Here is a 14,074-nt window from a genome sequence, read left to right on the forward strand (position 1 = left end):
GTGATAACGGGTTTGCGGGGTGTTTTATTTCAGGTAGCGCTTCAGGTCGCGGTCATTGTCGCGCGCCTTGATGCTTTCCCGTTTGTCATAAAGCTTTTTGCCGCGTGCCAGCCCGATCTCGATCTTGATCAGGTTTTTGTCGGAAGTGAAAATGCGCACGGGTACAATGGTGTAGCCCTTTTCCTTGATCTTGGACTCGAGGCGGCTGAGCTCGCGCTTTTTCAGCAGGAGCTTGCGGTCGCGCAGCGGGTCGTGGTTGTTGTCGGTGCCATGGCTGTAAGGGGAAATGTGCAGGCTTTTGAGCCAGAGCTCACCTTTGTTGAACTGGCAATACGCGTCGTTGAAGGAGGCTTTGCCTTCGCGCAGCGCCTTCACCTCCGTGCCGAGCAGGAGTGCGCCGGCCACGAAAGTGTCGTCAATAAAGTACTCGTGGTACACCGGGCGGTTGCGTATGTCTACGGCTTTGGGTTTTCGCGCCACTTAGTTGCTGAATAATGTGAGTACCGTGGCCAGCTTTTGCTTCAGGTTTTTGCGGTCCACGATAAAATCGAGGAAGCCGTGCTCGAGGATGAACTCGGAGCGCTGGAAGCCTTCGGGCAGGTCTTTTTTAATGGTCTCCTTGATAACACGCGGTCCGGCAAATCCGATCAGCGCGCCGGGTTCGGCGATGTTAAGGTCGCCCAGCATACCGAAGGAAGCCGAGATGCCGCCAAAGGTGGGGTCGGTGAGCAGCGAGATATACGGGAGTTTCGCATCGGAAAGCCGGGAGAGCTTGCCGGAGGTTTTGGCCAGCTGCATCAGCGAGAAGGCGCTTTCCATCATCCGGGCGCCGCCGCTTTTGCTGATGACCATATAGGGCAGCTTGTGCTCGATACAATAATCCACGGCGCGGCTGAATTTTTCGCCCATCACCGACCCGAGCGAGCCGCCGATAAACTCGAAGTCCATACAGGCGATCACGATGCCCTGGCCGTTTACCGTGCCAGTGGCCACGCGCATCGAGTCTGTCAGGTCGGTCTTGGCCCAGGTTTCCTCAAGGCGCTTCTGGTAAGGCTTCAGGTCGGTAAAGCCGAGAAAGTCCTTGGAGCGGATATTGTCAAAAAGCTCGGTAAACTGTCCTTCGTCGAACAGGATGCTATAGTATTCGTTGGAATCTACACGGTGGTGATAGTTGCACTTCGGGCACACGAACAGCTGCTCGCGCAGGTCGTTGACGGTGCAGATATAATTACACTCGGGGCATTTGGCCCAGAGGCCTTCAGGCGTTTCCCGCTTTTCTGATGAAGAAGTAGTGATCCCTTTCTTCAGGCGCTTGAACCAACTGCTTTTTGTTTCTTCGGTCCGTCCTTCCTCGCCCGCCAGGTTCGCGTCAAAGTCTTCGATTTGCTTGGACATCAGCCAGATTGTTTAGCGGCAAATATAGCGGGAATCTCAGATCTCAGATCTCGGATCTCAGATCTGGCTGAGCGCTTTTTGTGTTCGTTACGTTATGAGCTTCCGAGTACCGGAACCTCGATCTGACATCTGACATCTGAGATCTGACATCATTTTCCCTACTTTTACCGCCACATTTTCCGACTATGCCTAGAAACGCGAACCGCCAGTTTCTCGATTTCGAGAAGCCGATCAAGGACCTGATCGACGAGATCGAAAAGCTGAAGCACTCCGGCGAGCAGAAGAAGATCGACTATACCGAGCAGATCCAGAAGCTCGAGGAACAGATCCTGGAGCGCCGCCGTGCGATCACTCAAAGCCTGACCTCCTGGCAGAAAGTGCAGCTGAGCCGCCACCCCGACCGTCCCTATACCCTTAAGTACATCGAGAAGATGACCACCAACTTCGTGGAGCTTTTCGGCGACCGCAACGTGAAGGACGACAAGGCCATGGTAGGCGGCTTTGCCCAAATCGAAGGGCAGACCTGCATGTTTATCGGACAGCAGAAGGGCATCAACACCAAAACGCGCCAGATGCGCAATTTCGGCATGGCCAACCCCGAAGGTTACCGCAAGGCCCTGCGCCTCATGCGCCTCGCCGAGAAATTCAACAAGCCGATTGTAACGCTGATCGACACACCGGGTGCCTATCCCGGTCTCGAGGCGGAAGAACGCGGCCAGGGCGAAGCCATCGCCCGCAATATCTACGAGATGATCCGCCTCAAGGTGCCCGTGATCGTGGTGATCATCGGTGAAGGCGCTTCCGGCGGTGCCCTCGGCATCGGCGTCGGCGACCGCATCCTGATGATGGAGAACGCCTGGTATACCGTGATCTCGCCCGAAAACTGCTCCACCATCCTGTGGCGCAGCTGGGCACAAAAAGAGATCGCCGCCGAGCAGCTGAAACTTACCGCCGATTATATGAAGTCCTTCGGCCTTGTGGACACCATCGTGCCCGAGCCCGCCGGAGGCGCCCACTGGGATTACGACGAGGCCGCACAGCTGCTCAAGGCAAAGATCCTTGAAACGCTGGCCGAGATCCGTAACATCCCGGCAACGGAGCGCATCGACGACCGGATTGAAAAGTTCGGCAAGATGGGGCATTGGGAAGAGCTTCCCGTTGCCGCCCAAGCTTCCTGATCGGTCCTGGCTTAAATTCGAAGTCAAAATTCAAAAGTCAAAAGGCTGCCCGGTCATTACGGTTTTGAATTTTGACTTTTTATTTTTCATTTAATTACGACACTTCCATGGTTAAAGACCTGTTACAGGGTACCGGCGTAGCGCTGGTGACACCCTTCGATAAAAACGGTGTGCTCGATCTCAAGTCGCTGGAGCGCCTTATTAATTTCGTGATCGAAGGCGGCGTCGACTACGTTGTGTCCCTGGGCACCACCGGCGAAACGCCCGTGCTGAGCCGCGAGGAAAAGCTGGAAGTGCTGCAGTGCACCTTCTCCACCGTGGAGGCCCGCGTGCCCGTGGTGATCGGCGCCGGCGGCAACAACACCGCGTCGGTCATCAAAGAGATCGAAGCCCTGCCCGTGGAAAAAGCAGCCGCCATCCTCTCTGCTTCTCCCTATTACAACAAGCCTTCGCAGGAAGGCATTTACCAGCACTATAAGGCGATCGCGGCAGCCACCCCGCGTCCGATCATCCTGTATAATGTTCCGGGCCGGACCGGCTCCAACATTGCCGCCGAAACCACCGTGCGCCTCGCCGGCGATTTCGAAAACATCAACGGCATCAAGGAGGCCAGCGGCAATATGAACCAATGCATGCAGATCCTGCGCGACGTATCGCCCGACTTCATGGTGGTGAGCGGCGACGATAACCTCGCGATGGCCCAGATCGCCTGCGGCATGAGCGGGGTGATCTCGGTGGCGGCCAACTGCTTCCCGAAAGATTTCAGCACGATGATCAGCAGCGCGCTCGAAGGCAATTTCACCGAGGCCCGCTCCATCAACACGCGCCTGCTGCGTGGTTACGACCTGCTGTTTGCGGAGAACAACCCCGCCGGCGTCAAGGCTTTCCTTGCCGAAATGGGTGTGATCGCAAACTACCTGCGCCTGCCGCTGGTGCCGCTCAGCGAGGGCGTGCACAACCAGGTGCGCGCCTACCTGCAGCAGCTGCATCAAAGTGGCCTGCATGCGTAAAATCATCTGCCTCCTAGGCTTGCTGACGGCAGTGCGCGCATCGGCCCAATACAAAGTGGTGCTCGAAGTGGAGGGCCTTCCGGCCAATACGCCCGCCGACTCCGTGTATGTTGCCGGTAGCATGAACAGCTGGAATCCCGGGGTAGACAAGTACCGGGTCAGCAGGACACCGGACGGGCCAGCCCGGGTGACCCTGATGTTGCCCGAGGGCCCTGCCTCCTTCAAATTTACCCGCGGCTCCTGGGCTTCGGTGGAAACCGGTAGCTCCGGTGCGGATGTCGATAACCGCACGATCGTGGTTCGCCGCGATACCACCGTCCGGGTTTCCATTGCGGGCTGGAAAGACCGCTTTGCCCCCGTGGCGAAAAAGAGCACCGCGGGAAGCCGCGTTCATATTGTCAGCGACCGGTTTTATATGCCGCAGCTGAACCGGTACCGCCGCGTATGGATCTGCCTGCCGAAAGGCTATGAATCGGGACGGCATTACCCCGTGCTGTATATGCACGACGGCCAGAACCTGTTCGAGGACACGACCGCATTCTCCGGCGAGTGGGGCATCGACGAAGCGATGGATACGCTCCAGGCCAAAACCGGTGGCCTCATCATCGTGGGCATCGACCACGGCGGACCGAAGCGGATCAACGAATATTCGCCTTACGACATGGAGCGCTTCGGCAAGGGTGAAGGCGCGGCCTACACCGACTTCCTGGTGCGCACGCTGAAACCTTTTATTGATTCGGCCTACCGCACGCGCAAGGGACGCGCCGACACGTATGTGGCCGGCTCCTCGATGGGCGGGCTCATTTCGATGTATGCGATCCTGCGTTATCCCAATGTCTTCGGTGGTGCCGGCATCTTCTCGCCCGCCTTCTGGGTGGCGCCGGGGCTGAAGCGCGATGTGCTGCGCTGGGGAGCGGACGTCCGCGGGCGCCTCTATTTCTACGCCGGGGCGCAGGAGAGTTCCGAAATGGTGCCCGACATGATGGGTATCTACCAGCTCCTGCGCCGTCTTTCCGCCGCCCCGATGCAAACCGTGGTACGACCGGACGGAAAACACAACGAGCCGACCTGGCGGCAGGAGTTCCCCGCCTTCGTGGAATGGGTGACGAAGAAGCCACCCGTGAAGCCGATGCCGAAGTTCTGATCTCGGCCCGGCCTGCGCTCCTTTCGACCTCACCCCCGGCCCTTCTCTCTGGGGGAGAGGGGTGGCTCTCGGTAGAGTTACTCTTGTTTGAACCATTTTTCTGTTTGATCCTGATACTAAGAGCGGATGCCTTTGGCATCCGCTCTTAGCTTTTGAAGTTCAATCAGCAGAAAGCAACAAACCGAAATGAATGTACAACAGAGACACCCCTCTCCGTCCCGGAAAGGGGCCGGGGGTGAGGTCTGGGTGATGTCAATGTACCTCGTACGTATTCCCTTCAATTGCCAGATCCGTATTGGGAAATACTTCCCGCGCCTCTACCTGGAACTGGTCGAGCACGGCGTACTTGGAGCTGAAGTGCCCGATGAGCAGCTTGCGCACGCGGGCTTTGCGCGCGATCTCGGCGGCTTGCCGCGTGGTGCTGTGAAAGCGGAGTTCGGCCTTGTCGCGCATGTTGTCGAGGTAGGTCGTTTCGTGGTAAATCATATCGCATCCCTGTATGTAGGGGATGATGTTCTCATCATACTTTGTGTCGGCGCAGAAGGCGTAGCACTTGCCCGGCTCGGGCGGTGCCGTCATCCGCTCATTCCTGATCACCTCGCCGCGCGGCGTGATGTAGTCGAGGCCGGCCTGCAGCGAGCTGTAAAAGGAAACCGGGATCTTGAACTTGCGCACCTGCTCAATCAGCAGCTTGCGCTTCCCTTGCTTTTCCTCGAAAAGAAAACCATAGGTTTCGATGCGGTGCGTAACGGGGAAAGCGCTGATGCGGATCTTGTCGTTATCTACCAGGATACCGGGGCCGGCCAGCGTATGAAAATGAAGCGGGTAGCAAAGCACCGAGTCGGCCACCTTCAGCTGCGTTTCGATGATCGCCTTCAGGGGCGCCGGGCCGAAGATGTGCAGCTCCTGCTTGTGCGACAGCAGGTTGAAGGAGTTGATCAGGCCCACAAGCCCGAAGTAGTGATCGCCGTGCAGGTGCGAGATGAAGATATGGGTGATCTTGCCGCGACGGATCTTGTAGCGGATCATCTGGATCTGCGTACCCTCGCCGCAGTCAACAAGAAAATTGGTGCCGTCCTGTGTAACCACCTGGCTCGTAGGGTGGCGGTTGAAAGCCGGAACTGCCGAATTATTACCAAGGATCGTCACCGAAAGCATAGGTCGTAAAAATAGGAAAAAGTAAAATGGGTAAGTGGGCTATCAGTCAATTGGTTACTTGGTAATTGAACCCGACTGACATTTCAGGATCGGTGCCGGCACTCACGATTGACGATTTACGAATAGATTCGTAGTGTCTCTTCGATTGCGCCGAGGTAGGAGCGCCCGAACAGGTACAGGTGCACCAGCAGCGGGTAAAGGTTGGCAAGCTCCCATTGCTCCCGGTGGTTCGGTGGCAGGGGCGCGGCCTCCTGGTAGGCCTGGTAAAAGCGGTCGGCGAAGCCCCCGAAAAGCGTGGTCATGCCGAGGTCGACGGCGGGGTGCCCGTAATAAACGGCGGGGTCGATCAGCACCGGGTCGCCGTTGCCGGCGCAGAGCAGGTTACCGCTCCAAAGGTCGCCGTGCAGCAGGGAAGGAGCGGGGCTGCCGAATACCGAAGGCAGCCGTTTTTCGAGCGCCGCGACGGCGTCGGAATGGCGGCTGTCGAGCAGGCCCTTTTCCCGGCAGCGGGCAGCCACCGACAGGAGGCGCTCTTCGAGGAAAAACCGGTTCCAGTCGCCGGTCGGCCGGTTGCTTTGTGGTACGGCGCCCATATAATTATCCGGCACCGAGCCGAAGGCGGGGGCGCTCCGTTGGTGGAGGGCCGCAAGGGCGGCACCGAAGCGCTCCCAGTAGGCATCATCGGGTGTTCCTTCCTCGATCCACTCGAGCAGGAGGTACTGGCGCTCCGCCGTTTCCCATTGATCCACAACGGCCGGTGTGCGGATGAGCTGAGCCTCTGCTATTAATTTCAGGCCAGCCGATTCCGTACTCAGCAATTGGGGAAATTTTAGCGCAGAATTCTCCTTGCAGAAAAGGGTCGTTCCATTTACGAAGCGCAGCTTGGCGGTGGCATTAATGCTGCCGCCACCGACGGGGTGTGCAGAACCGAGCCCTATACCGAGCCGGTCCCAGACAGGTTGCCAATGGTACAGCTCCGATCGCATCAGGCATCGGGTTCATCGTCCAGCAGCTCCCGTTCGATCTCTTCCATCTGAACGATGTCCCAGGCCTCGCTTTCGGAGGGGGTGACGTTCATCAGCTCCAGGAGGTCGTAGTCATCGAGCTTTGTCTCCAGCGTGGGAGGCATACAGCAGGCCACGAAGGAGGCGCCGCGCTCGTAAAACTCCTGCTGCATCCGCACCAGCTTTTCGGCAGCCACTTCGTCGATATCCGAGACGCCTTCCATGTTCAGCACGATGTTCTTCAGCGGGGCCTCGAGGTAGCTTGTCAGTTGGCGGCACAATTCTTCTGTCATTGTTGCCGATAATTGATCCGGAAGACCAGATATGACAGTAAATTTCTCTTTGGTACTAGTTTTGACTTCCATACGGAATAGCTGGTGATACGCGGATATTTAATTAACAAAACAGAGGATAAACCCTCGGTAAAAATATTCGTTATTACGTTATTATTGTAAGGAGCTTAATCTAAACACGCTTAATCAATCAAATGGACAATAATTTCTCCTCGCAGGTTAAAGAGATCATCTCGTTCAGTCGGGAGGAGGCATTGCGTTTAGGGAATGATTTTATTGGAACGGAGCACCTGCTTCTGGGACTCATCCGCGAAGGAGACAACACCGCGGTACGAATCTTGAAGAGTTTCAGCGTCGACCTCTATGAGTTGCGCAAAGAAGTGGAGCTGGCCGTCAAGGATAAAACTGGTAAAAACATTGCCAACATAAACAGCTTGCCGCTGACCAAACAGGCCGAGAAAGTGATCCGGGTGACGGTCCTTGAAGCCAAGGCCCTCAAAAGCCCCACAGTCGAAACCGAGCACCTCATGCTGTCGATCCTCAAGAACAAGGAAAACATTGCTACACAAATCCTAAATCAGTTTGACGTGGACTACGAATTATTCAGGCAGGAACTCGGCATTGTAAAATCGAACGATGTCCGGGCAGAGTACCAGGAAGAAAACGACGACGACTTCGACGACGAAAAGAAATTCTCCGGCTCCAAGTCTCGCGGCGGCGCTGCCGCCAAGAGCAAGACGCCGGTGCTCGACAACTTCGGTCGCGACATTACCAAGCTCGCCGAAAGCGGCACCCTCGACCCGATCGTGGGCCGCGAGAAGGAGATCGAGCGGGTGTCGCAGATCCTGTCGCGTCGCAAGAAAAACAACCCCATCCTTATCGGTGAGCCCGGTGTGGGTAAGACCGCCATCGTGGAAGGCCTCGCCCTCCGCATCGTGCAGCGCAAGGTGAGCCGCGTGCTGTTCGACAAGCGCGTCATCTCCCTCGACCTCGCCGCCCTCGTGGCCGGTACCAAGTACCGCGGCCAGTTTGAGGAGCGCATGAAGGCCATCATGAACGAGCTGGAGAAGAACCGCGACGTGATCCTGTTCATCGACGAGATCCACACCATCGTGGGTGCCGGCGGTGCCTCGGGTTCGCTCGACGCCTCCAACATCTTCAAGCCGGCCCTCGCCCGCGGTGAGCTCCAGTGCATCGGCGCCTCCACCCTCGACGAGTACCGCATGTACATCGAGAAAGACGGTGCCCTCGACCGCCGATTCCAGAAAGTAATGGTGGATCCCCCGAGCGTGGAAGACACGATCAAGATCCTCAACAATATCAAGTCGAAGTACGAAGACTACCACAATGTCAACTACGACGATGCGGCCATCGATGCCTGCGTGAAGCTCAGCGACCGCTACATCACCGACCGCCTGCTGCCCGACAAGGCCATCGATGTGATGGACGAGGTTGGCGCCCGCGTGCACCTGAAGAACATCAACGTGCCGCAGAACATCCTCGACCTCGAGCAGAAGATCGAAGACATCAAGGTAGAAAAGAACCGCGTGGTGAAGAGCCAGAAGTTCGAAGAGGCCGCCGCCCTCCGCGACACGGAGAAACGCCTCGGTGAAGAACTCGAAAAGGCCAAAGCACAGTGGGAGGAGGAATCCAAGCACAAGCGCTACCCCATCGGTGAAGAAGAGATCGCCGAGGTGATCTCGATGATGACCGGCATCCCGGTGAAGCGTATGGTGGAAGCCGAAACGCAGAAGCTGCGCAAGATGGCCGACGAGATGAAAGGCATGGTGATCGGGCAGGACGAAGCGATCCTGAAGGTGGTGAAAGCCATCCAGCGCAACCGCGTTGGTCTGAAAGATCCGAAGAAGCCGATCGGTACCTTCATCTTCCTGGGTCCCACCGGTGTTGGTAAAACCGAGCTCGCCCGCGCCCTCGCCCGTCATATGTTCGACTCCGAAGATGCGCTGATCCGCATCGACATGTCGGAATACATGGAGAAGTTCACCGTGTCGCGCCTTATCGGTGCACCTCCCGGGTACGTTGGCTACGAAGAAGGTGGCCAGCTTACGGAGCGCGTACGCCGCAAGCCCTACAGCGTGATCCTGCTCGACGAGATCGAGAAGGCCCACCCGGATATCTACAATATCCTGCTGCAGGTGCTCGACGACGGACAGCTCACCGATGGTCTCGGCCGCAAGGTAGACTTCAAGAACACCATGATCATCATGACGTCCAACATCGGCGTACGCCAGCTGAAGGACTTCGGTGAAGGAGTTGGTTTCGCCACCCAGGCCCGTATCGACAATGCCGACGAGGCTTCGAAGGCGGTGATCGAGAAAGCGCTGAAGCGTACCTTCTCGCCCGAGTTCCTCAACCGTATTGACGATGTGATTATTTTCAACTCGCTCACGAAGGACAATATCTTCCAGATCATCGATATCCTGATGAAGGGTGTGATGAAGCGTCTGCAAAACCTCGGCTTCTCCCTGGAGCTTACCGAGGCGGCGAAATCCTTTATCGCTGATAAGGGTTACGACCAGCAGTTCGGTGCCCGCCCGTTGCACCGCGCCATCCAGAAATACCTGGAAGACCCGCTGGCCGAGGAGATCCTCAACATGAACATCAAGAACGGTGACGTGCTGCAGGCCGATCTCGACGAACCCAACGGAAAGCTGACCTTCACGCTGAAGGAAAGCGCCAAGGAGGAAGAGACGAAAGCCTAAGCGGTATCCCTTTTATAGATTTGAAATCCCATCGAAAGATGGGATTTTTTTTGCCCGGTACTCATCCGTAATACCGCCTGCGTTGAAATGTGTTTTTTAAACACAAAGAAGTCTACCGGCTAAGTAGGGATAAGGTCTTCCAATTAACGCCCGGAATTTCTCAAAAAACTTCAATCCGTCTCCTGTTTTACGCCCGTATAAACAGGGTCATCGTTAAGAGTTTGTTAACGAACTGGCGTATTTGTTGCTGAGATTTTTAAACAAGACAATCGCATCTGTTTTTGACCCTTAACTTCTTACAACTGTCCCAATCGTTTATCGGCGATGCCCGCCGGATGATCTGTTGCAGACGCTCGTCATCCCTTTTCACACACATAAAAACCAGAAACCTTATGATTAAAAGGTTACCCGCCCGCAGGCTGATGGGCCTGCTTGCTTTTGTATCGATTGCCGGAACGGCAACCGCGCAGGAAAGCACCCGCGCCGATGCGGCCCGAAAGGCTGTGCTCGGCGACCCGAAGGTGGCGCGCATGGCACTGTCGCCGGAACGAGAAACGCCGTCGCTGATCGTGCTGCGCGCCGGCGAAGGTTATGGCCGCGACTACGTGGCTTCGGCACTCGGTAAATACCTTTCGGTGCGCAGCGGCCAGGATGAACTCCGCCCCGCCAACGTACAGCAGGTTGGCAATAGCCTGGAGGTGCTCGAATACCAGCAATACTATAAAGGCATCAAGGTAGATCGCGCCGGCTTCAAGGCATTGATGAAAAACGGCACAGCCCGTTTCTTCAACGGCGCCTGGTACGATGTGCCCGCCAGCCTGCCGGTAACGCCCGCGCTCGACGAGGCTACCGCACTCGGCCGCGCTAAAGCCAGGATCGGCGCCCGCCGCTGGGCCTGGGAAGATGTGAGCGATAAGATGGCGCAAGCCAACGACCGTAACCTGCGCGCAGCGCTGGAGCAGGAGCGCCTCGAATACCTTCCCAAGGGCGAGCTCGTGATCGTCAACGATTTCAACAACCGTAAGAAAGCAGTGCCGCGTCTCGCATGGAAGTTCAACCTCTACGCCGCCGAGCCGGTGAGCCGCGCGTGGGTGTATATCGATGCGCTGGACGGCCGCACGCTGCTGGTTGACAAAATCATCAAGCACTTCGACGGCAACCCGCCTTCAACTTCGGTAAGCGCCACGGTGCAGACGCGTTACGCCGGTCAGCAGGTGATCAGGACGAAACGCATCAGCGGCAATGATCCTGTACTCGGTTTGCCCATCACCAGCAGCCACCCCACAAACGAAGTGTATGTTCCGGGTAGTGCTACCTATGTATTGATCGACGATACCCGCGGCAATGGTATCGAAACCTACGACATGAACGGCGTTGGCGGCCTCCCGCTGTCGGTGCCGCAGCTCTACCTGCAGGGAAAGAGCTTCACCGACATTGATAACGTCTGGAACGTGTGGGAGCACCACCGTTCGCAAAGCGAGGGCGGTGCCTTCGAGGCAGAAAACGACGACATCGCCTGGGATGCCCATTGGGGTGCCAGCGTGGTGTACGACTACTGGCTGGCGAAGCACAACCGCCTCAGCTACGACAACAAGAATGCCCGTATCCGGTCATTCATACACTACGGTCCGGCCTACGACAACGCCTTCTGGAACGGCTCTGTGATGACTTACGGTGATGGCTCCGGCCCGCTCGCCGGCGGCTTCAAAGCCCTGACCTCGCTCGACGTGTGCGGGCACGAAATCGGTCACGCCGTTTGTTCCTCCACTTCCGACCTTGTATACCAGGGTGAGTCGGGGGCTATGAACGAGGCGCTCAGTGATATCTGGGCCGCCTGTATCGAGCACTTTGCCATGACGCGTAGCGGCAGCACCGTTCCGCCGTCCGCTTATCGTCCTTTTTATATCGGCGAGCAGATCGGCGCCGATGAAAACAGCCCGCTGCGCCGCATGGATAACCCGAAGGCGCAGGGCAATCCCGATACTTATGGCGGCACCAACTGGCAAGAGCCCAACTGCGCGCCCAACCTGGCCAACGACCAATGCGGCGTGCACACCAACAGCGGCGTGCTGAACCACTGGTTCTTCCTGATGACGGCCGGCTCGCTGAACGGCACGCGCCCGGCGGGGATGACACCCAGCCAATACTATATGGCCGACAGCGATGACGAACGCAACGACCTTGGTAAGAGCTACCGGGTGAACGGCATCGGTTTCGACCTTGCCGAGCAGGTAACCTTCCTGATGGAAACGATGCTGAGCTCCACGGCTACGTATGCGGAAGCCCGCGCCGCTTCCATCGAAGCCGCCACCGTACTTTCCAACGATCCCTGCAGCAACCTTGTAGAGTCGGTAACCAATGCCTGGTATGCCGTGGGTGTAGGCGACGCTTTCGTGAAGCCCTGCATCATCACCTATGGCTTCATTTCGAAAAACGGAGCTTCCCTGCTGGAAGCAGCCGATACCAGTGGCTGTTATGCCACCCGTACCTTCGAAGTGCCGGTGCTGCTGCCCGCAGGTGGTACAGCTACCCTTACAACGCGCGGCACCGCCATCAACGGCACCGACTATACCGTGAATACCACTTCGCTGACGAACAGCGGTACCGGTATCTCGCGCCAGAATTTCGTAGTGACCGTGAAGAACGATGCGGTGGTGGAGCCCGATGAAACCATCATCTTAAATATCAGTGTAACGAATGCAGGCACCTCGCCTGTGAATTCGTCCTTCACTATTACCCTCATTGATGATGATGTGGTGCCTGTGATCGGGGAGGGGCAGCGCTCGCTGCTCAGCGAGACCTTTACACGTGCCGATGGCTTCGACGATCCTTCGGGATGGAGCGAAGTGCTCGAGGTGGCGGAAGGCAGCGCCGACCCGATGGCTTTCGGGAAAAACCAGTGGGGGATTTTCTCCAATAAGCTCGCTATCACCGGCAGGGAAGGACTCACCGGTACGGTGTTCCCGGGTGGCACTTACAACAGCAACAGCGAAAGCCAGACCCTGATAAAATCGCCGCTGCTCGATTCGCGCGGCCTCAGCCAGCTGAAGATCCAGTTTGACTACGAGGTGCAGGGCGAAGTGGATGTGCAGAATGCCGATCCCACCAACCTCGAAGGCGCCCCCGTATTCGATTACATGGCGGTTGCCTACTCGCTCGATGGTGTCAACTTCGTGGAGCTCAACACCGGTGCGTTCAACCGCTTTGCCTCCGTGCAGCCGGCCTCCGGAACCTTTACGGCCAACCTGCCGCCCAACCTTGCCAACAAGCAGTTCTACCTGGCCTTCCGTTGGGTGAACGACGGCAATGCCGGCGGACCGGGGTCGGTAACGATCGATAACCTGAGTGTGACCGGTACGCCGCGCCGCCTGGAGAGTGAAATCAATCAGCCGGGCCGCGAAACGCTGCTCCCGGGACAGGATGCCTACTTCTATAGCATCCAGGATGGTGATCTCATCGTGCGCGCTTCCAACAACTCCACCCGCGACTACGGTTGCACCACGGCCTACCTGGAGAAGACCGGCAACGGCACGTTCAATCTCTACCAGGGCGGCGGCAGCCTCATCAAGGTTTCGGATAAGATTGTACGCATCGAGCCGGTAACGGCCTATCGCGTGTCGAACACTGTGACCTTCTACTTCACGGAGCAGCAGCTGCTCAGCCTCGAGCAGAACACCGGCATCAGCCGCGCCAACTTCAAAGTATACCAGGCCAATGTGGGCAATTACCTGCAAGCCTCTTATAACAATACGACGGCTTATAACGCGGTGTATACCCCAATTCCGGGTGTGGGTGCTTCCTACACCATCAGCTCGAATATGTACCTCGTCGGCTCCTTCGCGCTGGGCGGACCGGTGACTTCGCTGCTGCGCACCCGCAGTACCACCGCGAAGGATGAGCCGGTTGCGGGCTGGAGCTTTGCGCCCCTGTACCCGAACCCCGGCCGTGGCACTACTATCCTCGATGTGACGTCACCGGCCGCAACCCGCGTGGTGGTGGAAGTGGTGAACAGCGTAGGCCAGGTGCTGGGCGCGCAGCAGGAGAGCTTGCTGGCGGGCCGCAACCGCATTACGGTTGACCTGGGCAAAGCCGCCGGCGGCAACTACCGCATCCGCGTGCGCGGTGCCGACGGTCAGTCGCTGAATACGCAGGGCTACCTGAAGCAGTAA

At 57.5% G+C, this 14,074-nt stretch carries 10 protein-coding genes; 5 read left to right on the plus strand and 5 right to left on the minus strand.

All coding sequences use genetic code 11. From position 1 onward, the window contains the following. Positions 1 to 24: 24 nt before the first annotated feature. Both smpB and accD read right to left on the minus strand, forming a co-directional pair. On the minus strand, positions 25 to 480 hold the full coding sequence (gene smpB / locus EPD60_RS15010) for an SsrA-binding protein SmpB (protein WP_131450332.1): 456 nt from the start codon (positions 478 to 480) through the stop codon (positions 25 to 27). Beyond that, entirely contained in the window at positions 481 to 1,395 is a 915-nt protein-coding gene (gene accD / locus EPD60_RS15015; RefSeq protein WP_131450333.1) for an acetyl-CoA carboxylase, carboxyltransferase subunit beta, read from the minus strand. A 185-nt stretch (positions 1,396 to 1,580) separates the two neighbouring features. Here accD and EPD60_RS15020 point away from each other — a divergent pair, with 185 nt between their 5' ends. The 3 genes from EPD60_RS15020 to EPD60_RS15030 all read left to right on the plus strand — a co-directional run bounded on the left by EPD60_RS15020 (position 1,581) and on the right by EPD60_RS15030 (position 4,727). Continuing rightward, positions 1,581 to 2,573 (plus strand): acetyl-CoA carboxylase carboxyltransferase subunit alpha, encoded by a 993-nt coding sequence (locus EPD60_RS15020; protein WP_131450334.1) that lies wholly within the window; start codon positions 1,581 to 1,583, stop codon positions 2,571 to 2,573. A gap of 107 nt (positions 2,574 to 2,680) precedes the next feature. Next, positions 2,681 to 3,583, plus strand: coding sequence for a 4-hydroxy-tetrahydrodipicolinate synthase (gene dapA, locus EPD60_RS15025; RefSeq protein WP_131450335.1), 903 nt, complete (start codon positions 2,681 to 2,683; stop codon positions 3,581 to 3,583). Beyond that, positions 3,576 to 4,727 (plus strand): alpha/beta hydrolase, encoded by a 1,152-nt coding sequence (locus tag EPD60_RS15030; RefSeq protein WP_131450336.1) that lies wholly within the window; start codon positions 3,576 to 3,578, stop codon positions 4,725 to 4,727. Before dapA ends, EPD60_RS15030 begins: the two co-directional genes overlap by 8 nt. Positions 4,728 to 4,979: 252 nt before the next feature. On the opposite strand, the gene EPD60_RS15035 is transcribed toward EPD60_RS15030, so the two are convergent. The 3 genes from EPD60_RS15035 to EPD60_RS15045 form a co-directional block, all read right to left on the minus strand. Then, on the minus strand, positions 4,980 to 5,885 hold the full coding sequence (locus EPD60_RS15035) for a ribonuclease Z (protein WP_131450337.1): 906 nt from the start codon (positions 5,883 to 5,885) through the stop codon (positions 4,980 to 4,982). Between the two features lie 116 nt (positions 5,886 to 6,001). After that, entirely contained in the window at positions 6,002 to 6,871 is an 870-nt protein-coding gene (locus EPD60_RS15040) for a fructosamine kinase family protein (protein WP_131450338.1), read from the minus strand. Beyond that, the gene (locus EPD60_RS15045) at positions 6,871 to 7,254 is read right to left on the minus strand and encodes an STAS domain-containing protein (protein ID WP_131450339.1); all 384 of its coding nucleotides are present in this window, start codon (positions 7,252 to 7,254) and stop codon (positions 6,871 to 6,873) included. Before EPD60_RS15045 ends, EPD60_RS15040 begins: the two co-directional genes overlap by 1 nt. A 122-nt stretch (positions 7,255 to 7,376) precedes the next feature. Here EPD60_RS15045 and EPD60_RS15050 point away from each other — a divergent pair, with 122 nt between their 5' ends. Both EPD60_RS15050 and EPD60_RS15055 read left to right on the plus strand, forming a co-directional pair. Continuing rightward, on the plus strand, positions 7,377 to 9,905 hold the full coding sequence (locus EPD60_RS15050; protein WP_131450340.1) for an ATP-dependent Clp protease ATP-binding subunit: 2,529 nt from the start codon (positions 7,377 to 7,379) through the stop codon (positions 9,903 to 9,905). 392 nt (positions 9,906 to 10,297) lie between these two features. Then, complete coding sequence (locus EPD60_RS15055) at positions 10,298 to 14,074, plus strand: M4 family metallopeptidase (protein ID WP_165871564.1); 3,777 nt, start codon at positions 10,298 to 10,300, stop codon at positions 14,072 to 14,074.

Source organism: Flaviaestuariibacter flavus (assembly GCF_004337505.1).
Taxonomy (GTDB): Bacteria; Bacteroidota; Bacteroidia; order Chitinophagales; family Chitinophagaceae; genus Flavisolibacter; species Flavisolibacter flavus.